Source organism: Tsukamurella strandjordii, assembly GCF_039525985.1.
Lineage (GTDB): Bacteria > Actinomycetota > Actinomycetes > Mycobacteriales > Mycobacteriaceae > Tsukamurella > Tsukamurella strandjordii.
In genome coordinates this window covers 464,689-486,109 of the sequence record NZ_BAAAII010000006.1, presented here as the reverse complement: position 1 = coordinate 486,109, position 21,421 = coordinate 464,689, and the positions used below count along the sequence as shown (strand labels likewise).

Here is a 21,421-nt window from a genome sequence, read left to right as displayed (position 1 = left end):
ATGGCCGCTACCGCAACCGAAGAACTCGGCGCGTACCCACGCAAACCGCCCGTCCTGTGGACCGATTGGGCCATGGTCGGCCTCGCCGTCGTCTCCGTCGCCCTGATCGCGTGGATCAGCTTCTTCGACGTGGCGAAATCCACCGAGACCACCATCTTCATCGTCGACGGCGTGATCTGCGCGATCTTCGCCGCCGAGTTCCTGTGGCGGTGGCGGCGCGTGGGCTGGCACCACAAGTTCCTGCTCCACAACTGGTACGAGGTGCTCGGCATGGTGCCGGCGTTCGTGCTCACGGCGCCGTGGTTCCGCGCCTTCCGCCTGCTGCGCATCGTCGTGGCGCTGGCCCGGCTGGCCCGCGCGATCGACCGGGTCTACGGCGACCGGATCACCGCCGCCGTGGTCAACCGCGCCACGGGCACCGTGGTGGAGGCGGTGAAGCGCCCGATCACCGTCGCGGTGCTCGACGAGGTGGCCGACGTGCTGCGGACCGGCAACTACACCGCCAACATCGCCGCGGCCCTCGAGGAGAACCGCGGCGAGATGGACGAGATGATCCTGGAGACGGTCAAGAACGACCCGCAGACCAAGCGGGTCAAGTACATCCCGTTCCACGACGACATCATCCGGCTGATCACCGACACCGTCTTCCGGATGGTCTTCCAGGTGCTCAAGGATCCGCGCACCGACGAGCTGGTCTCCGACGTGCTTCGGGAGAACATCGACCAGATGCGGGCGTCGGTGCAGCGCAAAGACGATCAGGACAAGCGGGCCGCGGCGACGGCGGAGCTCACTGCCGGAGCCGGTACAGGATCTCCGCATGCCCCTGCAGGAAGGCCTTCTCGTCCAGGCGCTTCCGGCGCATCCACCCCGTGACCTCGGAATTGCACTTGCTGGCGTTGCACGAGCGGCAGGCGGGCACCACGTTCTCGCGGGTGTAGCGGCCCCCGCGGGAGATGGGCAGTACGCAGTCCTTCTGGAAGGGCCCCGGCGCCCCGCAGTAGGCGCAGGCACCCCACAGTTCGACGAGCAGACTCCAGTCCTGCGGGGTCAGATCGTTGTCGGCGGCGGCCACGCGGCGCGCTCGGCGCCGCGCGATCACGGCCTTGCGGCTGCGGCTCTTGGGTGGCATCGGCGGTAACGCTACCCCCGGACCTGATGGAAAACCTGCACGGATCGGGTAGCACCGATACGGTACTAAACATGCCGACCTACGAATTCCGGTGCCGCAGTTGCGGACCGTTCGACGCGGTCTTCTCGATGCGCGATGTCCCCGATGCCACGGCGTGTCGCTGCGGCGAACAGTCGCCCCGCGGCATCACCGCACCGCGACTGGGCGCGGGCGCCTCGGGCGCGATGCGCCTGCTCGACGCCACCAAGGCCACCGCCGAACGGCCCGCAGTGGTCAGCAGCCCGGGCCCGCGGTCCGGCGGCGGCGCACCGTCGAACCCGCGGCACGCAGCGCTCCCCCGTCCCTGAAACACCCACCGAAGAGAGGCTCGTCCCATGCCAGAGGTCGTCTTCCCGCTCGATTCCTCGAAGAAGTTCACCGATCAGGAGAAGGTGGGCCACAACCGGTGGCACTACGCCATCCCGCCCGCCGTGACCGTGAAGCCGGGAGACACCTTCCGGGTGCACTGCCGGGAGTGGTTCGACGGTGCCATCCACAACGACGACTCCGCCGAGGACATCCTCAACGCGCCGCTGTCGACCGTGCACACGCTGTCCGGGCCGATCGCCGTGGAGGGCGCGAAGCCGGGTGACCTGCTGATCGTGGACATCGTGGACGTGGGCCCGATCCCGCAGGAGGACAGCGGCCCGCTGGCCGGCCAGGGCTGGGGCTACACCGGCATCTTCGCCAAGGAGAACGGCGGCGGCTTCCTCACCGATCAGTTCCCCGACGCCTACAAGGCCGTCTGGGACTTCACCGGCCACACCGCCACCTCGCGGCACATCCCGCACGTGAGCTTCACCGGGATCGTCCATCCCGGTCTGATGGGCACCGCACCGTCGAAGGACCTCCTGGCCCGCTGGAACGCCCGTGAGGCCGCGCTGATCGCGACCGACCCCGACCGCGTGCCGCCGCTCGCGCTCCCGCCCGAGCCGAACGACGCGGTCCTCGGCACCCTCACCGGCGACGCCTTCACCGCGGCCGCCGCGGAGGGCGCGCGCACCGCGCCGCCGCGCGAGAACGGCGGCAACCAGGACATCAAGAACCTCACCCGCGGTACCCGCGTCTTCTACCCGGTGTTCGTGGACGGCGCGAACCTCTCGGTGGGCGATCTGCACTTCAGCCAGGGCGACGGCGAGATCACCTTCTGCGGCGCCATCGAGATGGGCGGCTTCATCGACCTGCACGTCGACATCATCTCCGGCGGCATGGAGACCTACGGCGTCAGCGAGAACGCGATCTTCCTGCCCGGCGGCGACGTGGGCCCGCGGTACGAGCAGTTCCTCGCCTTCTCCGGCACCTCGGTGACCCTGGACGGCGAGCAGCGCTACCTGGACTCGCACCTGTCGTACCAGCGCGCCTGCCTGCACGCGATCGACTACCTCACCAAGTTCGGCTACAGCCCGGAGCAGGCCTACCTACTGCTGGGAGCGGCACCGATCGAGGGACGCCTCTCGGGCGTCGTCGACATCCCGAACTCCTGTGCCACCGTGTACATCCCGACGTCGATCTTCGACTTCGACGTGACCCCCGGCAAGGACGGCCCCACCCGGATCGATCCGGGCCAGGGCGCGCCCCGCGCCTCCCGCTAGCGCGGGAGCTGCGTGGGGAACCCGGGCGGCAGCGTGATCGTGGGCGGCACGCCCGGGGGCAGCTGGATCCCCGACGGCAGCACGATGGTGCGCGGGATCGTGGGCTGCTGCGGCTGCGTGGTCTGCGGCACCGGGGTCTGGGTGGTCTCCGTGGCCGTCGGGTACGGCGTCTGCGGATAGGTCGTCTGCCACGGCGTGCTGCCGCCCTGCGTGGGTGCCGGCGCAGGGGCGGCGGTCGTCGTGGTCGCGGAGGCCGACGACGACCCGGACGCGGACGACGGGGCCGAGACGGTGGCCGGCGCCGACGGGTTGACGGTGAAGGACGGCATCGACCCGCCGTCCGAGGGGGAACAGGCCACCACGGCACCCGCTCCGGCCACCGCGGCGGCGACGGCGAGCAGCCGGCGGACGCCGGACGTGCCGAAGTTCACAGTGTTCATCATGTGTGACATACGAACGTATTTCCGGCGTCATTGCAAGCCAGCCGCTCAGGCCGGTGCGCCCACCCGCTCCCACGCGGTCCCGGAGAACCGGACCACCACCGTCATGCAGCGCAGGGCCATGAAGGCCGCGAGCCCCGACCAGATGCCCGCCAGGCCCCACCCGAAGGCGTAGGACAGCCAGATCAGCGGCAGGAAGCCGATCAGCGCCGAGGCCATCGTGGCGGTGCGCAGGAAGGCCGCGTCCGACGCGCCGAGCAGCACACCGTCGAGGGCGAACACCACCCCCGCCACCGGGATCATCGCCACCAGGAACCACCACGGCACCCGCAGCGCGTCCAGCACCGCCGGATCGGTCGTGAAGACCCGCGGCAGCACCCCGCTGGCCGCCGCCAGTGCCGCGGCGATGACCACCGCGAACCCCGTGGACCACACCGTGACCCGCCACCCGAGCCGTCGCGCACCGATCCGGTCCTTCGCACCCAGCGCCGCACCGACGAGGGTCTGCGCCGCGATCGCCAGCGAATCCAGCACCAGCGCCACGAAGTTCCACAGCTGCATCGCGATCTGGTGCGCACCCACGTACTGCGCACCCGCGCGGGCCGCCACGGCGCCCGACGAGATGAAGCAGATCTGGAACGAGAGGCTGCGCACGATCAGGTCGCGGCCCAGCACCAACTGCGCGCGCACGATCGCCGGCCGCAGCCGCAGGGACGGCGCGGCACGCGCCACCGCCCCGAGGAAGAGGACTCCGCTCACCGTCTGTCCCGCCAGGTTGGCCCACGCGGAGCCCACCAGTCCCAGCTCCGGAGCCCCCGCGAGGCCGTGCACCAGCACCGGGCACAGCACCGTCGACAGCCCGAGCCCCACCAGCACGAAGACCAACGGCGGCCGGGGCCGTTGCACGCCGCGGAGCCACCCGTTGCCCGCCATGGTCAGCAGGATCAAGGGGATGCCGAAGGAGGCCACCCGCAGCCAGGACTCCGCGGCCGCGGCGATGTCCTCGCGGCCGGCGATCGCCCGCGTCACCGGTCCGGCGAAGATCTGCACGGCCAGCAGCAGCAGGCCGCCGACCGTGAGCGCCAGCCACGTGGCCTGCACTCCCTCGGTGACGGCACCGTCGGTGTCGCCGGAGCCGTACCGCCGCGCCGACCGCGAGGTGGTGCCGTAGGACAGGAAGGTGAGCTGGGTGGACACCGTGGCCAGGATCAGTCCGCCCACGGCGAGTCCGGCGAGCGGCAACGCGCCGAGGCGTCCGATGATGGCGGTGTCCCACAACAGGTACAGCGGCTCGGCGGCCAGCACGCCCAGCGCGGGCAGGGCCTGACCGACGATGCGTCGCCCGAGACCGCGGGTCGAGGTGGTGGCGGCCTCGGTCACACGCGCTCGAGGAAGGCGCGCACCACCTCGTCGGCCGTGCCGCGAGTGGTGTATCCGGCGGCCAGACGGTGACCGCCACCGCCGACCTCGCGGGCGAAGGCGGAGACGTCGACGAGGCTGCGGGCGCGGAGCGAGGCCGACCACACGCCCGGCTCCCCCTCCTTGAACAGCGCGGCGACCTCGCAGTCGTCGGCGGTGCGCAGCAGGTCGATGAGGGATTCGGCGGCATCCCAGCGCAGGTCGCCGCGGTCGGCGGCCGAACACACCGCGTACACCGCGCCGAGCCCGCCGAAGGCGTCGAGTGCGGCCCGTGCCGAACCGAGCACCGCCGCCGCCATCGTGAACCAGGCGCGGGGGTGGGTGTCGAGCAGCTCGCGGGCCAGCTCGCGGCCCTCCGCCCCCGCCTCGAGGAGTCGGGCGGCCATGACGTGCCCGGTGTGCGTGGACCAGCGGAACGAGCCGGTGTCCGTCACCAGGCCGGCGTACAGGCAGTCGGCGGTCGGCGCGTCGATCGGCACGCCCAGCGCGTCGGCCACGGCGAGCACCAGCTCGGTGGTGCTGTTCGCCGCGGGGTCCACCAGGTTCACAGTCCCGAAGCCGTTGTTGGTGGCGTGATGGTCGATCACCACGCGGACCGGTGCCGCGAGGAAGGACTCCTCCAGATCGCCGAGCCGCTCGGAGCTGGCGCAGTCGACCGCCACGGCCACCTCGGCATCGAGCGGGGCACGGAAGGCGTCGTCGGTGATCAGCCGGGTGATCCCCGACGGCAGCGACGGGCCGGGGTGGGTCACGGAGACCTCGGCGCCGAGCGCCCGCAGGATCCGGGCCAGTCCCAGTCCGGATCCGATGGTGTCCGCGTCGGGCCGGACGTGGCAGTACACGGCCACCCGGCGCGCACCATCGAGCGCGGCAGCGACGGCCGCGAGGCCCGAAGTCACCTGTCCGCCTCGTCCTCGTCCGCCGGGAGATCGGCGTCGTCGTCGTGCTTGTAGGGATCGGCCTCGCCGGCCGGCGTCGCGTTCGCGGCCGCAGCGGCCACCCGCTCGTCCTGCTCGCGGGCCTTGGCGAGCAGCGCCTCCATGGTGGCCACGGCCTCCGGGACGGTGTCCGGTTCGAACCGCAGCGTGGGGGTGAACCGCACGCCGGTGCCGGCCCCGACCTTGGTGCGCAGCTGGCCGCGGGCCTTCTCCAGGCCGGCCGCCGCGGACTCGTAATCGGGTTCGGTATCGAGGGTCGGACCCATCACCGTGTAGTACACGGTGGCGTCGTGCAGATCGTTCGTCACCCGCGCGTCGGTCACGGTGACGAAGTCCAGGCGCGGGTCCTTGATGTCGTGTTCGATGGCGGTCGCGACGATCGTCGCGATCCGCTTGGCGAGCCTCGCCGCCCGGGCCGGATCAGCCATCGATCAATCCCTCACTCTCTCGAACTTGCATGCTGCGCGATTGAGCGAGCATATACACACCTTGTTACACGACTGAGACACAGTGCATCCTCAGTCCTCCGGACCGAACAACCGGCGGCGCACCGACAGCAGCTCCACTTCGGGATGCCCCGCGGCGGAGCGCTCACACCGGTCCAGGATCTCGACGACGTGCGCGTGATCGGGGCCGACGACGCCGACCCCGATCACCGCACGGCGGTGCAGGTCGTGGTGGCCCACCTCGGCCGCGCTGACGGAGAATCTCCGCAGCTCGGCGAGGATGGGCTTGACCACCGACCGCTTCTGCTTGAGCGAGTGCACGTCCCCGAGCAGCAGATCTATCTCGAGGGCGCCGATGAACACCGCGGTACCCGTCAGGCGCGCGGCTTCTCGACCAGCTCGTAGGTCTCGATCACGTCGCCGACCTTGATGTCGGAGTACGAGAGCGTCAGACCGCATTCGTAGCCCTCGCGGACCTCCGTCGCATCGTCCTTCTCGCGCTTGAGCGAGGTGACGGTGAGGTTCTCGGCCACCACGGTCGAGTCACGCAGCAGGCGTGCCTTCGCGTTGCGGCGCATGATCCCGGACTGCACCAGGCAGCCCGCGATGTTGCCCACCTTGGACGACTTGAAGATGGCGCGGATCTCGGCCTGGCCGAGCTCCTTCTCCTCGTAGACCGGCTTGAGCATGCCCTTGAGCGCGGCCTCGACCTCGTCGATCGCCTGGTAGATCACCGAGTAGTACCGGATCTCCACGCCCTCGCGGTTGGCGAGCTCGGTGGCCTTGCCCTCGGCACGCACGTTGAAGGCGATGATGATCGCGTTCGACGCCGACGCCAGGTTGACGTTGGTCTCGGTGACGCCACCGACGCCGCGGTCGATGACGCGCAGCTGCACCTCGTCGTCGATCTCGATGCCGAGGAGGGCCTCTTCGAGGGCCTCGACGGTGCCGGAGTTGTCGCCCTTGAGGATGAGGTTGAGCTGGCTCGTCTCCTTGAGCGCGGCATCCAGATCCTCGAGCGAGACGCGCTTGCGCGACTTCGCGGCCAGCGCGTTGCGCTTGCGCGCCGCACGCCGGTCGGCGATCTGCCGGGCGATCCGGTCCTCGTCGACCACGAGCAGGTTGTCACCTGCGCCGGGCACCGACGTGAAGCCGATGACCTGGGCCGGACGCGACGGGGTCGCCTCCGTGATGTCGTCGCCGTTCTCGTCGACCATGCGCCGGACGCGACCGTAGGCGTCGCCCGCCACGATCGAATCGCCGACCCGCAGGGTGCCGCGCTGGATGAGCACGGTGGCCACGGGGCCACGGCCGCGGTCGAGGTGGGCCTCGATGGCCACACCCTGCGCGTCCATGTCCGGGTTCGCCCGCAGGTCCAGCGAGGCATCGGCGGTCAGCAGCACTGCTTCGAGCAGCGCCTCGACGTTCGTACCCTGCTTGGCCGAGATGTCGACGAACATGGTGTCGCCGCCGTACTCCTCGGGAATGAGGCCGTACTCGGTGAGCTGTCCGCGGATCTTCTCGGGCTGCGCGCCCTCCTTGTCGATCTTGTTCACCGCCACCACGATCGGCACATCGGCCGCCTGCGCGTGGTTGATGGCCTCCACCGTCTGCGGCATGACGCCGTCGTCGGCCGCGACCACGAGGATCGCGAGGTCGGTGGCCTTGGCACCGCGGGCACGCATGGCGGTGAACGCCTCGTGACCCGGGGTATCGATGAACGTGATCAGACGCTCGTTGCCGTCGAGCTCGGTGAGCACCTGGTAGGCACCGATGTGCTGCGTGATGCCGCCGGCCTCGCCCTCGCGGACGTTCGCCTTGCGGATCGTGTCGAGCAGTCGGGTCTTACCGTGATCGACGTGGCCCATGACGGTGACCACCGGCGGACGCTGCTCGAGATCGTCCTCGTCGCCCTCGTCCTCGCCGTAGGTGAGGTCGAAGCTGTCGAGCAGCTCGCGATCCTCGTCCTCGGGGCTGACGACCTGGACGACGTAGTTCATCTCCTCGCCCAGCAGCACGAGGGTCTCCTCGTTCACCGACTGGGTCGCGGTGACCATCTCGCCCAGGTTGAACAGCGCCTGGACCAGCGATGCGGGGTTCGCGTCGATCTTCTCGGCGAAGTCGCTCAGCGAGGCGCCGCGAGCGAGACGGATGGTCTCGCCCTGACCACGCGGAAGCCGAACGCCACCGGCGATCGGAGCCTGCATGTTCTCGTATTCGGCGCGTTTCGCGCGCTTGCTCTTCCGGCCACGACGCGGTGCGCCACCGGGACGGCCGAAGGCACCGGCGGTCCCGCCGGGACGGCCACGACCGCCACCACCGGGACGTCCCCGGAATCCACCCGCGGGTGCACCGGTTCCGGTACCACCGCCGGGTCCACCGCGGTAGCCGCCGCCACCGCCGCCGGGACGACCGCCGGGCCCACCACGACCACCGGGGCCGGGACGGCCCTGAGCGGCCGGACGCGCAGCGCGCGAGGGCATGGCGCCGGGGTTCGGACGGGGAGGCATGCTGCCGGGGGTGGGACGGGGCCCACCGGGACCGGCCGCCGGGCGACCACCCTGGGGACGGGGGCCACCCTGGCCGGGAGCCGGACGCGCGCCACCCTGAGGACGCGGACCACCCTGGCCGGGAGCCGGACGGGCGCCGCCCTGCGGACGCGGACCACCGGGGCCCGGCTGCGGACGCGGCGCACGCTCGACGGGAGCCTGCGACGAGAAGGGGTTGTTGCCGACGCGCGGGGTGCGCGGGCCGGGCTTCGGGCCCGCCGGACGCGGACCGGGACGCGACGGCGCGGCCGGACGATCCTCGGTCGACGGTGCGGGCGCGCTCGCAGCGGGGGCCGCGGGTGCGGCCGGTGCTGCGGGCTCGGGTGCCGGCTCCGCCGCAGGTGCGGCGGGGCGGGGACCCGGACGGGCGGACGCGGGCTTGGGGGCCGCATCGGACGACGGGGCGGGGGTGCTCGCGGCCGCGGGGCCGGGCTTCTTCGCCGGGGCCGCGGGCCCCGGCTTCGCGGCGCCGTCGGACTTGGATCCGTACGACTCGCGCAGGCGTCGCGCGACGGGTGCTTCCACCGTCGACGACGCGGACTTCACGAACTCGCCCTGCTCACTGAGCCGTGCGAGAACTTCCTTGCTGGTGACACCGAGCTCTTTAGCCAACTCGTGCACACGGGCCTTGCCTGCCACTACTCTCCTCATCTGCGAGGTCGAGGGCACTGGAAAGGTCCCGCCGACCTCGGTTAGTTACACCGATTGCCGTTCATCGCTGGTGCTTCACGGTTTGCTCATGTCTTCAGCTCGATTCCTTCGATTCTTCCGTACGGCGGTCACTGCAAGACCTGCCGTCTTCAGACCGTTGTCAATACTAGCGCGTCGGGGCAAATCGTTTCGCCGCGCGGTCGCCGGCGGCCCGCAACCAGCGCGCCGGATCGGCGAGTGACTCCTCCGCGGTACCCGCGAGATCCGTCAACGAAAGCGTGTGAACTGGCGTTATCCCGGTCTGCGGGGCGATCGCGACCTGCCCGGCGACCACGACGACGGGGGTAGCCGCGGCCCGGCACCGGTCGACGATCCGCCCGACGACCTTGCCGGTGAGGGAGGTGGCGTCGAATCTCCCCTCCCCGGTCACCACGATGTCGGCGGTCGGCAGGTTCTGTGCGAGCCCGGTCAGCTCGGCGATCCGGTCCGCCCCCGACGTCGCGGTGGCGCCCCAGCACAGGAGACCGAACCCGACTCCACCGGCAGCGCCGGCGCCCTGGGCACCGACGAGCGCGGGATCGCATCCCGCGGCGGCGAGCGCGGCCGCCCAGGAGCGGAGCCCGTCGTCGAGCTCGCGCACCTGGGTGGAATCCGCGCCCTTCTGCGGTCCGTAGACCTGCGCGGCCCCGTCGGGGCCGTACAGCGGGATGTCCGTGTCGACGAGGAGTTCGACGCCGCCCGGAGGCAGGGAACGCAGATGGGTCAGATCGACGGCGGCGACGTCGCGCACCGTCGCCCCCGTCCCGAGCGCACAGCCGCACCGGTCGAAGGCACGCAACCCGAGGGCGCGCAGCGCCCCGAAACCGCCGTCCGTGCTCGCCGATCCGCCCAGCCCGATGCGGATGCGGGTGGCGCCCTCGTCGAGTGCGGCGGCGATGACCTCGCCCAGGCCGTCGGTGGTCGCGGTCATCGGCATGAGCTGCTGGACGAGGGCGATCCCCGAGGATTCGGCCAGCTCGATCACCGTGTCACCGCCGCGCGCACGGGTCCAGCGCGCCCGCACGGGACGCCCATCGGGGCCGGTGACCTCGGAGGATCGGTTCAGCCACTGCGGGGCCGCGGCGATGGTGGCGACGGTCCCCTCGCCACCATCGGCCTGCGGCAGGGCGATCACCTCGTCATCCGGCCGGACGCCGAGCCAGCCGTCGCGAAGGGCCGACGCCGCCTGCTCGGCATCGATGGATCCCTTGAACGAGTCCGGCGCGATGACGACTCTCACGCGCCGACGGCGAGACCCGGCAGCACCAGGTCGCGGTAGCGTCGCTTCATCGTCTCGACCACGGTGGCGGGGTCGGCGTCCCAGATCTCCCGATTGAAGATCTCGACCTCGATGTCGCCGCGATATCCCGCCGCCGTCACCTGCTCGGTGAGCGGGCCGAAGTCGATCACACCGTCGCCCATCATCCCGCGTGAGAGCAGCGGATCGGCGGCGATCGGTACGAGCCAATCGCACACCTGGTAACTGCTGATCCGTCCCTGCCGTCCCGCTTCGGCGATCTGATCGGCGACATCCGGATCCCACCACACGTGGAAGGCGTCCACGACGACGCCGACGTTCGCGGCCGGATGCGGTGCCGCGAGGGCGAGCGCCTGGCCGAGCGTCGAGATCACCGCCCGATCGGCGCAGTACATGGGGTGCAGGGGTTCGAGCGCGAGGCGCACGCCGCGCTCGGCCGCATGCGGCACGAGCTCGGCGATGCGGTCCGCGAGGCGCTGTCTCGCCGAACGGAGATCGCGGTCGGGCATACCGCCCGCCACGATGATCAGTTCGGGAGCGCCGACCGCGGCCGCCTCGTCGAGGGCGCGCCGATTGTCGTCGAGCGCGGCATCGTCGTGGTCGGTGAGGAACCCGCCGCGACACAGGCTGGAGACGCGTATCGCGTTGTCGTGCAGGATCTTCACCGCCTCGTCGATGCCGGCCTCCGCGAGCCGGTCCCGCCACAGTCCCACCGCGGGGAGTCCGGCGGCGGCCGCGCCCTCCACCGCTTCGCGCAGGGTCCAGGATTCGGTGGTCCGGGTGTTCAACGACAACCGATCGAAATCCGTCATGCCGAGACTCCGTTCAGTTCGAGGTAGCCGCGCATTCGGTGCGCCGCGAGACCCGGGTCCCGCAGGAGTCCGGCCCGGTCCGCGAGCACGAAGACCTTCGACAGATGCTCCACCGACCGGCCGCTGGCCAGCCCGTTGACCATGGCGAAGCCCGGCTGCTGGCCGTTGAGCCAGGACAGGAACGCGATCCCGGTCTTGTAGTAGTAGGTGGGCGCTTCGAACACCACCCGCCCGAGCTCGCGAGTGGATTCCAGGATCGCGCCGGCGCGGTCCACGTCCCCCGCATCGAGCGCCTGCAGAGCGGTGGATGCGGCGGGATAGATCGCCGCGAAGATCCCGAGCAGCGCGTCGGAGTGTCCGCGCTCGTCGCCCACGATCAGTTCCGGGTAGTTGAAATCGTCTCCCGTGTAGAGCCGAACGCCCGGCGGGAGCGCACGGCGGAGGGCGATCTCGTGCTGCGCGTCGAGGAGGGACACCTTGACGCCGTCGATCACCGCGGCGTACTCGCCGATCAGTTGCAGGAAGGTATCGGTGGCGGTACCGATATCGGTACTGCCCCAGTAGCCCCGGAGGGCGGGGTCGAAGACGTCGCCCAGCCAGTGCAGGATCACGGGAGATTCCACCTCGCGGAGCACGGTCCGGTACACCGCCAGATAGTCCTCGGCGGACCGGGCGACGGCCGCGAGCGCACGAGATGCCATGAGCACCACCTGCGCTCCAGCGCCGGCCACCACATCGACCTGCTCCCGATAGGCGTCGCCGATAGCCCTGAGGCCGGCTGCGCCCGATGGGAGGACGGCGAGATCGAGCTGATCGGTGCCGGCGCCGCAGGCGATCCGCCCGCCCGCCGCATTCGCCTCGGCGGCGCTGCGCCGGACGAGTTCGGCGGTGGCGGTCCAGCTCATCCCCATACCGCGCTGCGCGGTGTCCATCGCGTCCGCCACCCCGAGTCCGTACGACCACAGTTCACGCCGGTAGGCCAGGGTGGCGTCCCAATCGAGATCGGCCGGGGCACCGGGGGTGTTATCGGCGGTGACACGCGGGATGACGTGTGCCGCAGCGAAGGCGATCCGTGAGGTGATCGGAGCAGTCGGACGATGCCATGGCCCGGGCTCCCCCAGGCGGTGCGCGTGCAGTTGACCGTCGATGGGGAGGACCAGATCAGCGCCGGGCCCCGCCGTGACGCTCACAGCGCGATCTCCGGCACCTCGAGGCGCATCCCGCGCTCGGAACTCTGCAAGCCGAGTTCGGCGAGTTGCACCCCGCGTGCGGCCGACAACAGGCCGAAACGGTGGGGCCGCTCCGCGATCACATCGCGCAGGAACTCCTCCCACTGCAGCTTGAAGCCGTTGTCCAGATCGGCGTTCGCCGGAACGTCGAGCCATTGATCGCGGAACGGTTCGGTGACCGGCAGATCGGGATTCCACACCGGTTTCGGGGTGCTCGACCGGTGTTGCGCGACGCAGTTGCGCAGTCCCGCGACCGCGGAGCCGTGCGTCCCGTCGACCTGGAACTCGACGAGCTCGTCGCGACGGACGCGCACCGTCCACGCCGAGTTGATCTGCGCGATGATCCCGCCATCGATCTCGAAGATGCCGTAGGCGGCGTCGTCCGCGGTGGCGGCGTACTCGCGACCGTTCTCATCCCATCGCACCGGGATCTGCGTGACCGCTTTCGCCGTGACCGATCGGACCGGACCGAGAATGCCCTCCATCACGTAGTTCCAGTGGCAGAACATGTCCACGGTGATGCCGCCGCCGTCCTCGGCGCGATAGTTCCAGCTCGGCCGTTGCGCGGGTTGCCCGTCGCCCTCGAACACCCAGTAGCCGAAGTCGCCCCGCATCGACAGGATGCGGCCGAAGAACCCCTCGTCGACGAGGCGGCGGAGCTTCACCAGGCCGGGCAGGTAGAGCTTGTCGTGCACCACGCCCGCGACGACGCCGGCGTTCTGCGCCAGTCGGGCGAGCTCGATCGCCTCCTCCAGCGTCTCGGCGGTGGGCTTCTCCGTGTAGATGTGCTTGCCCGCCTTGATCGCCGCGGTCAGGGCGGCGGCGCGCCGCGAGGTGACCTGGGCGTCGAAGTACACGTCGATGGCGGGGTCGGCGATCACGGCCGCGGCATCGGTGGTCCAGGTCTGAACCTGGTGCAGCGCGGCGAGCTCGGCCAGCCGGTCGGCGTTGCGTCCCACCAGGATCGGTTCGACGTCGACCAGCGTGCCATCGTCGAGCCGCAGACCGGTCTCCCGGAGCGGCAGGATCGATCGGACCAGATGCTGCCGGTACCCCATGCGGCCCGTGACGCCGTTCATGGCGATCCGGAGAGTGCGGCGCGGTGCGGTGGACTTGTTCGTCATATGGGTGTGCCCCGTCTTCGGGCGCGGTCGTCACAGGACGCCGCGCGTGCGTTCGGTTGCACTTCGGAATGCGCTTTCCCAGCGTATGGTAGAACCGCCGCGGGAGTCAAGCGGCACAATCGACCAGGCACTAACCGAGACGGAGGCGAGATGGCGGTCACCCTGCAGCACGTCGCGGATCGCGCCGGCGTCTCCCAGGCGACCGCCTCCAGGGTGCTCAACGGCTCGAGTCGCACACCGCGCGAGGACGTCGCCGACCGCGTCCGCACCGCAGCGCGAGAACTCGGCTACGTCGCCAACGCCCAGGCCCAGGCCCTGGCCCGATCATCGACCGGACTGCTCGGGCTCATCGTGCACGACATCGCCGACCCGTACTTCTCGTCGATCGCACAGGGCGTGCAGCGCGCCTCCCGGACGGCGGCCAAAGAGGTGCTCCTCGCGAGCACCGACCGGGACTTCACCATCGAACGCGACGCCGTGAGCACACTCATCGCACACCGCGCGGATGCGATCATCCTCGCCGGCTCCCGCCAGAGCGGCGACCTGGACCGCGATCTCGAGGCACTGTTCGCCCAGTATCAGGCGAACGGCGGGAGGGTCGTGGTGATCGGCCAGCCGCTCGCATCGGGAGGGGCCGTCGAGCCCGAGAACAGGCTCGGAGCAAGCGAACTGGCCGACGCCCTGGTCGAGGTGGGGCATCGCGACTTCGCCGTGATCGGTGGCCCCGCGGCCATCCGCACCGCGGTCGACCGGCGGAACGGATTCGTGGAGACCCTCGGCAACCACGCGATCACCCCGCTCGTCGAGGTCTCGGGCGACTTCACCCGCGACGGCGGCTACTCGGCCGCACGCCGCCTCGCCGATGCCCTGCACCTCGAACCGGATTCGGGCCGCGCACCGATCTGCGTCTTCGCCGTGACCGACGTCATGGCGATCGGGGCCATCGCGGCGTGGCGAGAACAGGGACTCCGCGTTCCCGACGACATCTGCATCGCGGGCTTCGACGACATCCCCACGCTGCGCGACCACACCCCGAGCCTGAGCACCGTCGCCCTCCCCCTGGAGCAGATCGGTTACCGCGCCGTCGAACTCGCGCTGCGGACGGATACGAACGACGGCGACCTCCGGGAACGTTTCACCGGATCCGTGGTCCTGCGGGACAGCACGCGACTCCCCCGCTGAGCGAACGGGCCCGATTCGCCCAATTCGTTGACAGTGTGGGCTACGTCACGTTATCGTCGAGACGCTTCGGAAAGCGCATTCCCACACGGGCGATCATCCCCGGATGATCGTTCCCGGCACTTCGAACAAGAGGAACTGCCCATGGCCGTATCCGCGCCGGCAGAACCGCTTCGCACCGCGAAACCGGTTCCCCATCGATCGAGACCCTCCTTCATCCAGCGTTCGACCATCGCTACCCTCTGGCGTCCGCTGGCACTGATCGTCGGCCTCCTCATCGCCTGGTGGGCCGTCACCAAGGCCGAACTGGTCGCGCCGTACATCCTCCCCTCGCCCGCGGATACCTGGCGCGTCGCACGCGACAATGCCTCCTACCTGGCCGAGAACACGTGGGTGACGACGTGGGAGACGGTGATCGGCTTCATCATCGCCGCGATCGTCGGCGTGGCCGTCGCGGTGGTCATGGTCTACTCACCGAACATCGAGAAGACCCTGTACCCGCTCATCCTCTTCGCACAGGTGGTCCCGAAGATCGCCATCGCCCCCCTGTTCATCGTGTGGCTCGGTTTCGGCCCCACGCCCAAGATCCTGGTCGCCGTCCTCATGGCCTTCTTCCCCATCGCGATATCCGGTCTCGCCGGCCTGCGATCCGTCGACCCGGAGATCCTGGAGCTCACCTCCACGATGGGCGCGAGCCGCCTGAAGACCTTCGCGAAGGTCCGGTTCCCCGCCTCGCTCCCCCAGCTCATGTCCGGCCTCAAGGTCGCGGCGACCCTCGCCGTGACCGGCGCCGTCGTCGGCGAGTTCGTGGGATCCAACGAAGGCCTGGGGTACGTGATCCTCCAGGCGAACGGAAACGTCGACACCGCAATGCTGTTCGCGGCTCTCATCATCATGTCCGGCCTCGGCATCGTGCTCTTCGCGATCATCGAGATCGCCGAGAAGATGCTCATCCCGTGGCATTCCTCGCGCCGCGCGGCCTCATCGACAACCCCCGGCGTCTGACGCGCCCACCATCCCAGGAGACACCATGAACCCCAACCGCCGGACGATGGCAGCAATCGCGGCCGCCGGAACCATCGCCATGACCCTGACCGCCTGTGGCGGATCCGGAGACGGAGCGAAGTCCGCTCCCGACTCGAAGGGGAACAAGGCGGCCACCCTGATGCTCAACTGGTATCCGTACGGTGAGCACGCCCCGTTCTACTACGGCGTACAGAAGGGGATCTTCGCCAAGCACGGCATCGATCTCACGATCGACGCCGGGCAGGGATCGACGAAGACCGCACAGGCCGTCGGCGCGAAACAGGCCGAATTCGGCTGGGCCGACACCCCTGCCGTGCTGAGCAACATCGACAAGGGGGTCAAGATCAAGAGCGTCTCGGTCTTCCTCCAGACCACACCGTCGGCAGTACAGGTCTTCGCGGACTCGGGCATCAACACCCCCAAGGACCTGATCGGCAAGACCATCGCAGTCTCCGCCGGTGACGCACCGACCACGACCTTCCCGATCTACCTCGACAAGGTGGGGATCGCCAAGGATCAGGTGACCCAGCAGAGCCTCGACGCGGCCGGCAAGATGTCCGCGATGCTGTCCGGCCGGGTCGACGGTCTCATCGGCTTCGCCCACGACCAGGGCCCCACCATCGCCGCCAAGAGCGGACGAGAGGTGCGGTACCTCAAGTACTCCGACGCGGGCCTGAACTACTACAGCAACGGACTGATCACCGCCACCGACACCATCAGCGGCTCGCGTGAACTGGTGCAGTCGATGGTGGACGCCGTCCGCGAGTCCTTCTCCGCCGCGATCGCCGAACCCGATGCGGCCGTCGATTCGATGGCGGGCAAGGATCCGCAGCTCCCGGCCCGCGACGTCCTGCTCGCACAGTGGCGCCAGACCGTGCCGCTCCTGAACACGCCCGCCACCGCGGGCAAGGGCCCCGGCCTCAACGCCGAGGAGGATTGGAAGACCACGCTGTCCACGCTCAACCAGGCGGGTCTGCTGAAGTCCGCGAACGCCCCGGATACCTACTGGGACTCGTCGTTCACCCCGAAGGACAAGTAGGAGAAGCGATGTCGATGTCCCTTGCACAGGAACGCACGGAGACGGCGCCCGCAGCCATCTCCGTCTCCGACCTCACCGTCACCTTCTCCTCCAAGCGCGGAACCACCACCGCCCTCGAAGGCATCGACATGACCGTGGCCGACGGCGAGTTCGTCACCATCGCCGGCCCCTCCGGCTGCGGAAAGTCGACGCTGCTGAAGGTGATCGCGGGGCTCACCGACTCGTCGCAGGGCGAGGTCCGGCTGCGCGGCAAGGTGGTCTCCGGTCCACAACGCGAGATCGGCTACGTCTTCCAGCGCGCGGCATTGCTCGAATGGCGCAACGTCCGGAAGAACATCCTGCTGCAGGCCGAGATGCGAGGTATGCCGAAGCAGGACGCCGCGCAGCGGTGCGACCATCTCCTCGAGATGACCGGGCTCACCGGCTTCGCCAACGCCATGCCCTACGAACTGTCGGGCGGTATGCAGCAGCGGGTCTCGCTGTGCCGGGCGCTGATGCACGAGCCCAAGGTCCTGCTCATGGACGAGCCCTTCGGCGCTCTCGACGCCCTGACCAGGGAGAAGATGAACGTCGAATTGCACCGGATCTGGCGCGAGACCGGGACCACCGTGGTGCTGGTGACGCACTCGGTCGCTGAAGCGGTGTATCTGGCCAATCGCGTCGTCGTGATGAGCCCGCGGCCGGGACGCATCGTCGAGGAGCTCGCAGTGGATCTCCCGGCCGAACGCGACTACTCCGAGACGATGGAACGTTCCGAGTTCATCCACATCGCGAACCGGGTCCGGGAGCTACTGGGCAGCAGCTCCGCCGCCGACTGACAGCATCGAGTCGTCGAGCGGGCCGGATACCCGCAGCGCCCGCCGGAACGCGTTCCGGCGGCGCGCCTGCTCGACGCACTCGGGCGCATCGTGCAGCCAGGCACCGCGCCCCGGCAGCCGCCGCGCACCGTCGACCACGACCCGCAGCGCACCGTCGTCCCCCGCGACCGCGACCGTGCGGATCAGCTCCGCGGCGGGCGCCCTGCGGCGGCACCCGATGCAGGTGCGGACCGGTTCACTCACTCGGGGCTGCCAGTCTCCGCATCCGAACGGATGTCGATCCGCCAGCCGGTGAGCCGGGCGGCGAGGCGGGCGTTCTGCCCCTCCTTGCCGATGGCGAGCGAGAGCTTGAAGTCGGGGACCACCACGCGGGCGGCCTTCTCCTTCGGGTCGACGATGGTGACGGACACCACCGACGACGGGGACAGCGCGTTGCCCACGAAGACCGCGGGATCGTCGTCGTAGGCGATGATGTCGATCTTCTCGCCGTCGAGATCGCTCATCACGTTCCGCACGCGCTGCCCCATCGGGCCGATGCAGGCGCCCTTGGCGTTGAGTCCCGGCACCGAGGTGCGCACGGCGATCTTCGACCGGTGGCCGGCCTCGCGGGCCACCGAGGTGATCTCGACGCTGCCGTCGGCGATCTCCGGGACCTCCAGCGCGAACAGCTTCTTCACCAGGTTCGGGTGCGTTCGCGACAGGGTGATCTGGGTGCCGCGCTGACCGCGGCTCACGCCCACGACGTAGAACTTCATCCGGTCGCCGTGCTCGTAGGTCTCGCCGGGCACCTGCTCGGCGGGCGGGAGCAGGCCCTCGTGGCCCTCGCGCTCGCTGCCGATCCGCACCACCACGAAGCCGCGGGCCGCGGCGCGGGCGTCCGCCTGCACCACACCGGAGACGACCTCACCCTCGTACACGGCGAACTCGCCGAAGGTGCGATCGTTCTCCGCGTCGCGCAGACGCTGGGTGATCAGCTGGCGCGCGGAATCGGCGGCGATGCGGCCGAATCCCTCAGGGGTGTCGTCCCATTCGGTGATGATGTTGCCGTCGGCGTCGAGCTCCTGCGCGAGCACCTTCACCTCGCCGGTGCGGCGGTCCACGTCGATCCGCGCGTGCGGCTGGTGGCCGTCGGTGTGCTTGTACGCCGTGAGCAGTGCCACCTGGATCGCATCGATCACGGTGTCGACGGAGATGTCCTTCTCCGCCTCGATGGCCCGCAGGGTCGCCATGTCGATGTTCATCTAGCCCTCTTCTCCGGCGTCGTGCCCGGTCTCATCTGTTGTCAGGTCGGTCGGCTCGGCACCGGGAATCACGCGGCCCGGGGTGATTCCGGACAGCTCCAGCTCCCGCGGATTCGGCTTGCGGAACTCCACCCGTGCCGCGGCGGCGGCCACCTCGTCCAGCGCGATATCGCGTGTGGTCGGTTCCGACTTCCGCTCCCCCGGAACGACGACGGTCACCGTCGACTCGTCGTCCGAGAGCGCGCCGATCCGGACCAGGAGGTTGGTGCCGTCGGTGAGCTCGATCGCCGCCTGCCGCCCGCGGGCGCGCCGCCAGTGCCGCGGCTGCGTGAGCGGGCGCTCGGCACCGGGCGTGGTGACCTCCAGGGTGAAGGCCTGCCCGCCGAAGACATCGTCGGCGCCGTCGACCGCCTCCGACAGGGTGCGCGCGACATCCGCGAGGAGATCGAGGGTGGGGCCGGAGTCGTTGTCGACCACCACGGCGATGACCGATTTGGGGCCGGCGTTGGTGATGCGGAGATTCTCGAGATCGAGTCCCGCCGCGTCCAGGTGAGGTGCGATGACGGTGCGGACCGCCGATTCGTCGTATGCCATACGCGCCTCCCTGTGAAATTGTCACGGGGCACATCGCCCCGTGCCGAACGCTCCGATCAGTGTACCCGCGTTACGACGCGCCGCGACCACGGTCCGGCCGGTCCCCTTAGACTCGTGCACCGTGCGTCCCGAACCCGAGCAACCCCTTCGCGGCACCGTCGACCGGCGGACCGCACTGACGTCCGCGCTCCTCGCCGGCGGCGCCCTGCTGGGTGCATCGGCCCTCGCCGGCTGCGCGCCCGAGGAGAAGGCCGACGACCCGCAGGCGACGCGCCTGGAGGCGGCCGCCCTCGCCGCGCAGGCCGACGCCGACGCCGCCCGCGGGCTGGCGGTACTCGACGGTGCGGTGGGTCCGCAGATGCGGCTCATCGCCGATCAGCGCTCGCAGCACGCCACCGCACTGTCCGACGAGCTGTCGCGCTACCTGCGGCGGCCCACCTCGGTGTCTCCGCCCACCTCGTCCGCGGCGCCCGCCCCCGGCGGCACCCTGAACCGGCAGACCTTCGCCGCGCAGCTCGCCCGCTCGGCGAAGGACGCCGGCGATGCCGCGGTCGCCGCATCGGGCTACCAGGCCGCACTCCTGGGTTCGGTGGCCGCCGCGACCCGCGTGCACGCGGAGGTGGTGCTCGGATGACCCCCGCGCAGGAAGCGGCCGTCGCCGCCCTCCAGGCCGAATACGCGGCCGTGTACCTGTACGGCGTGGTGGACGCCTACGCCTCCCCCGCCCGTCGCGGCGAGATCGCCAAGTACGCCGCGGAGCACCGCGCGCAGCGCGATTCGCTGGTCAGCGCGCTCGGCGGTGCCGGCGTGCAGGTCCCCGTCGCCGCTCCCGCGTACACGCCGCCGGAGCCCGTGACCGATCCCGTGAGCGCCGCGAAGGTGGCCGCCGCCGTCGAGGACGACAGTGCGGCCGCCTACCGCAGCCTGCTCTCCAAGGGCGACAGTGACGGCCTGCGGCACCTGGGTGTGACGGGGCTGGGTGCCGCGGCGGTCCGCGGCGCACGGTGGCGGGTGGCGCTCGGCGTGACACCGGTGACGGGGCCGTTCCCGGGCATCCGCAGCTAGTCGGGGGCGACCTTTACACTTGCGGACATGACTTCTAACGATCCGCAACAGCCCGGCACGGGGGAGAACGATCCGACGGTGATCGCGCCGCAGGCCGACGGGTCGGCGGGTGCCTCGCCGGCAGGCGATGCCGACGCCCCCACCACCGCGTATCCGACGCAGCCGGACCCGTACCCGTACTCGGCCCCGGCCGATCCGTACGCACTGCCCGACCCCTACGCCGCGCACCAGAACCCGTACCAGGCGCAGCCGAACCCGTACGCGCCGCAGGGCGAGCCGTACGCCGCGCAGAACCCGTACCAGGCTCCCGCGGACCCGTACGGCGCGCAGAACCCGTACCAGGCCCCCGCGGACCCGTACGCCGCGCAGAACCCCTACCAGGCCCCCGCGGATCCGTACGCGCAGCCGGGGCAGCAGTACGGCGCGCTCCCCCAGTACCCCGCCTACCCGGGCCCGAACGGCCCGGGCGTGGGTTACCCCGCCTACGGCCAGCCCGCCCAGAGCGGCACGAACGGCCTGGCCATCGCCTCGCTGGTCTGCGGCATCCTGTCGATCCCGTCGGCCTGCGTGTGGGGGCTCGGCATCCTGTTCGGCATCGCCGCGATCATCATGGGCATCATCGCCATGAAGCAGACGAAGCAGACCGGTCAGGACGGCAACGGCATGGCTCTCGCCGGCCTCATCACCGGTGTCGTCGGGCTGCTGCTGAGCATCGTGCTCCTCGTGCTGATCATCATCGGTCTGTCGATCGATCCCTCGTCGAGCGATTACCTGCTCAGCCTCCTGCGCTGACA

24 protein-coding genes are annotated in these 21,421 nt (G+C 70.3%); 10 read left to right on the top strand and 14 right to left on the bottom strand.

Annotation, left to right across the window (positions count from 1 at the left end):
• Positions 1-873 (top strand): ion transporter, encoded by an 873-nt coding sequence (locus ABD108_RS13505; protein ID WP_343930547.1) that lies wholly within the window; start codon positions 1-3, stop codon positions 871-873.
• Here ABD108_RS13505 and ABD108_RS13500 read toward each other — a convergent pair.
• Complete coding sequence (locus ABD108_RS13500; RefSeq protein WP_220659221.1) at positions 788-1,129, bottom strand: HNH endonuclease; 342 nt, start codon at positions 1,127-1,129, stop codon at positions 788-790. The genes ABD108_RS13505 and ABD108_RS13500 overlap by 86 nt on opposite strands.
• 71 nt (positions 1,130-1,200) lie before the next feature.
• On the opposite strand from ABD108_RS13500, the gene ABD108_RS13495 reads away from it, so the two are divergent.
• Together ABD108_RS13495 and fmdA are read left to right on the top strand one after the other, a co-directional pair.
• Positions 1,201-1,476, top strand: coding sequence for an FmdB family zinc ribbon protein (locus ABD108_RS13495; RefSeq protein WP_220659222.1), 276 nt, complete (start codon positions 1,201-1,203; stop codon positions 1,474-1,476).
• A gap of 27 nt (positions 1,477-1,503) precedes the next feature.
• Positions 1,504-2,760: a formamidase gene (fmdA, locus tag ABD108_RS13490; protein WP_343930546.1), complete on the top strand. Its 1,257-nt coding sequence runs from the start codon at positions 1,504-1,506 to the stop codon at positions 2,758-2,760.
• Here the strand turns inward: fmdA and ABD108_RS13485 are convergent.
• From ABD108_RS13485 to ABD108_RS13440, 10 genes are all read right to left on the bottom strand, one after another.
• Positions 2,757-3,203: a hypothetical protein gene (locus ABD108_RS13485; RefSeq protein WP_343930545.1), complete on the bottom strand. Its 447-nt coding sequence runs from the start codon at positions 3,201-3,203 to the stop codon at positions 2,757-2,759. The genes fmdA and ABD108_RS13485 overlap by 4 nt on opposite strands.
• A 45-nt stretch (positions 3,204-3,248) precedes the next feature.
• Entirely contained in the window at positions 3,249-4,580 is a 1,332-nt protein-coding gene (locus ABD108_RS13480) for an MATE family efflux transporter (protein ID WP_343930544.1), read from the bottom strand.
• The gene (locus ABD108_RS13475) at positions 4,577-5,518 is read right to left on the bottom strand and encodes a DHH family phosphoesterase (protein ID WP_220659226.1); all 942 of its coding nucleotides are present in this window, start codon (positions 5,516-5,518) and stop codon (positions 4,577-4,579) included. The genes ABD108_RS13480 and ABD108_RS13475 overlap by 4 nt, the downstream gene beginning before the upstream one ends.
• The gene (rbfA, locus tag ABD108_RS13470; protein WP_220659227.1) at positions 5,515-5,985 is read right to left on the bottom strand and encodes a 30S ribosome-binding factor RbfA; all 471 of its coding nucleotides are present in this window, start codon (positions 5,983-5,985) and stop codon (positions 5,515-5,517) included. Before rbfA ends, ABD108_RS13475 begins: the two co-directional genes overlap by 4 nt.
• 90 nt (positions 5,986-6,075) lie before the next feature.
• Entirely contained in the window at positions 6,076-6,366 is a 291-nt protein-coding gene (locus tag ABD108_RS13465; RefSeq protein WP_220659228.1) for a DUF503 domain-containing protein, read from the bottom strand.
• An 11-nt stretch (positions 6,367-6,377) separates the two neighbouring features.
• Complete coding sequence (gene infB / locus ABD108_RS13460) at positions 6,378-9,191, bottom strand: translation initiation factor IF-2 (protein ID WP_343930543.1); 2,814 nt, start codon at positions 9,189-9,191, stop codon at positions 6,378-6,380.
• Positions 9,192-9,369: 178 nt separating this feature from the next.
• Positions 9,370-10,482, bottom strand: a complete 1,113-nt coding sequence (locus ABD108_RS13455; protein WP_220659229.1) for a glycerate kinase family protein — start codon at positions 10,480-10,482, stop codon at positions 9,370-9,372.
• A complete protein-coding gene (locus ABD108_RS13450; RefSeq protein WP_220659230.1) occupies positions 10,479-11,312 on the bottom strand; it encodes a sugar phosphate isomerase/epimerase family protein in 834 nt (277 codons plus the stop codon). Before ABD108_RS13450 ends, ABD108_RS13455 begins: the two co-directional genes overlap by 4 nt.
• Positions 11,309-12,472, bottom strand: coding sequence for a dihydrodipicolinate synthase family protein (locus tag ABD108_RS13445; protein WP_425579789.1), 1,164 nt, complete (start codon positions 12,470-12,472; stop codon positions 11,309-11,311). Before ABD108_RS13445 ends, ABD108_RS13450 begins: the two co-directional genes overlap by 4 nt.
• A 26-nt stretch (positions 12,473-12,498) precedes the next feature.
• Entirely contained in the window at positions 12,499-13,665 is a 1,167-nt protein-coding gene (locus tag ABD108_RS13440) for a Gfo/Idh/MocA family protein (protein WP_343930541.1), read from the bottom strand.
• A gap of 150 nt (positions 13,666-13,815) precedes the next feature.
• Here ABD108_RS13440 and ABD108_RS13435 point away from each other — a divergent pair, with 150 nt between their 5' ends.
• From ABD108_RS13435 to ABD108_RS13420, 4 genes are all read left to right on the top strand, one after another.
• Positions 13,816-14,847: a LacI family DNA-binding transcriptional regulator gene (locus ABD108_RS13435; protein WP_343930540.1), complete on the top strand. Its 1,032-nt coding sequence runs from the start codon at positions 13,816-13,818 to the stop codon at positions 14,845-14,847.
• Positions 14,848-14,988: 141 nt separating this feature from the next.
• Positions 14,989-15,849, top strand: coding sequence for an ABC transporter permease (locus tag ABD108_RS13430; protein WP_343930539.1), 861 nt, complete (start codon positions 14,989-14,991; stop codon positions 15,847-15,849).
• A 25-nt stretch (positions 15,850-15,874) separates the two neighbouring features.
• Entirely contained in the window at positions 15,875-16,909 is a 1,035-nt protein-coding gene (locus ABD108_RS13425; RefSeq protein ID WP_343930538.1) for an ABC transporter substrate-binding protein, read from the top strand.
• An 8-nt stretch (positions 16,910-16,917) separates the two neighbouring features.
• Positions 16,918-17,727 (top strand): ABC transporter ATP-binding protein, encoded by an 810-nt coding sequence (locus tag ABD108_RS13420; RefSeq protein ID WP_305110870.1) that lies wholly within the window; start codon positions 16,918-16,920, stop codon positions 17,725-17,727.
• On the opposite strand, the gene ABD108_RS13415 is transcribed toward ABD108_RS13420, so the two are convergent.
• From ABD108_RS13415 to rimP, 3 genes are read right to left on the bottom strand one after another with little or no spacing between them, the layout of a single operon-like run.
• Positions 17,698-17,970, bottom strand: coding sequence for a YlxR family protein (locus tag ABD108_RS13415; RefSeq protein ID WP_220659237.1), 273 nt, complete (start codon positions 17,968-17,970; stop codon positions 17,698-17,700). The genes ABD108_RS13420 and ABD108_RS13415 overlap by 30 nt on opposite strands.
• The gene (gene nusA, locus ABD108_RS13410; protein WP_220659238.1) at positions 17,967-18,968 is read right to left on the bottom strand and encodes a transcription termination factor NusA; all 1,002 of its coding nucleotides are present in this window, start codon (positions 18,966-18,968) and stop codon (positions 17,967-17,969) included. Before nusA ends, ABD108_RS13415 begins: the two co-directional genes overlap by 4 nt.
• Complete coding sequence (gene rimP, locus ABD108_RS13405; RefSeq protein ID WP_305110871.1) at positions 18,969-19,562, bottom strand: ribosome maturation factor RimP; 594 nt, start codon at positions 19,560-19,562, stop codon at positions 18,969-18,971.
• A gap of 121 nt (positions 19,563-19,683) precedes the next feature.
• On the opposite strand from rimP, the gene ABD108_RS13400 reads away from it, so the two are divergent.
• From ABD108_RS13400 to ABD108_RS13390, 3 genes are read left to right on the top strand one after another with little or no spacing between them, the layout of a single operon-like run.
• Positions 19,684-20,196 (top strand): hypothetical protein, encoded by a 513-nt coding sequence (locus ABD108_RS13400; protein WP_220659240.1) that lies wholly within the window; start codon positions 19,684-19,686, stop codon positions 20,194-20,196.
• Positions 20,193-20,627 carry a ferritin-like domain-containing protein gene (locus ABD108_RS13395; RefSeq protein WP_220659241.1) on the top strand — a complete coding sequence of 145 codons (435 nt, stop codon included), beginning with the start codon at positions 20,193-20,195 and terminating at the stop codon, positions 20,625-20,627. The genes ABD108_RS13400 and ABD108_RS13395 overlap by 4 nt, the downstream gene beginning before the upstream one ends.
• A 27-nt stretch (positions 20,628-20,654) precedes the next feature.
• Positions 20,655-21,419 (top strand): DUF4190 domain-containing protein, encoded by a 765-nt coding sequence (locus ABD108_RS13390; RefSeq protein WP_343930537.1) that lies wholly within the window; start codon positions 20,655-20,657, stop codon positions 21,417-21,419.
• The last annotated feature ends 2 nt before the right edge of the window (positions 21,420-21,421 follow it).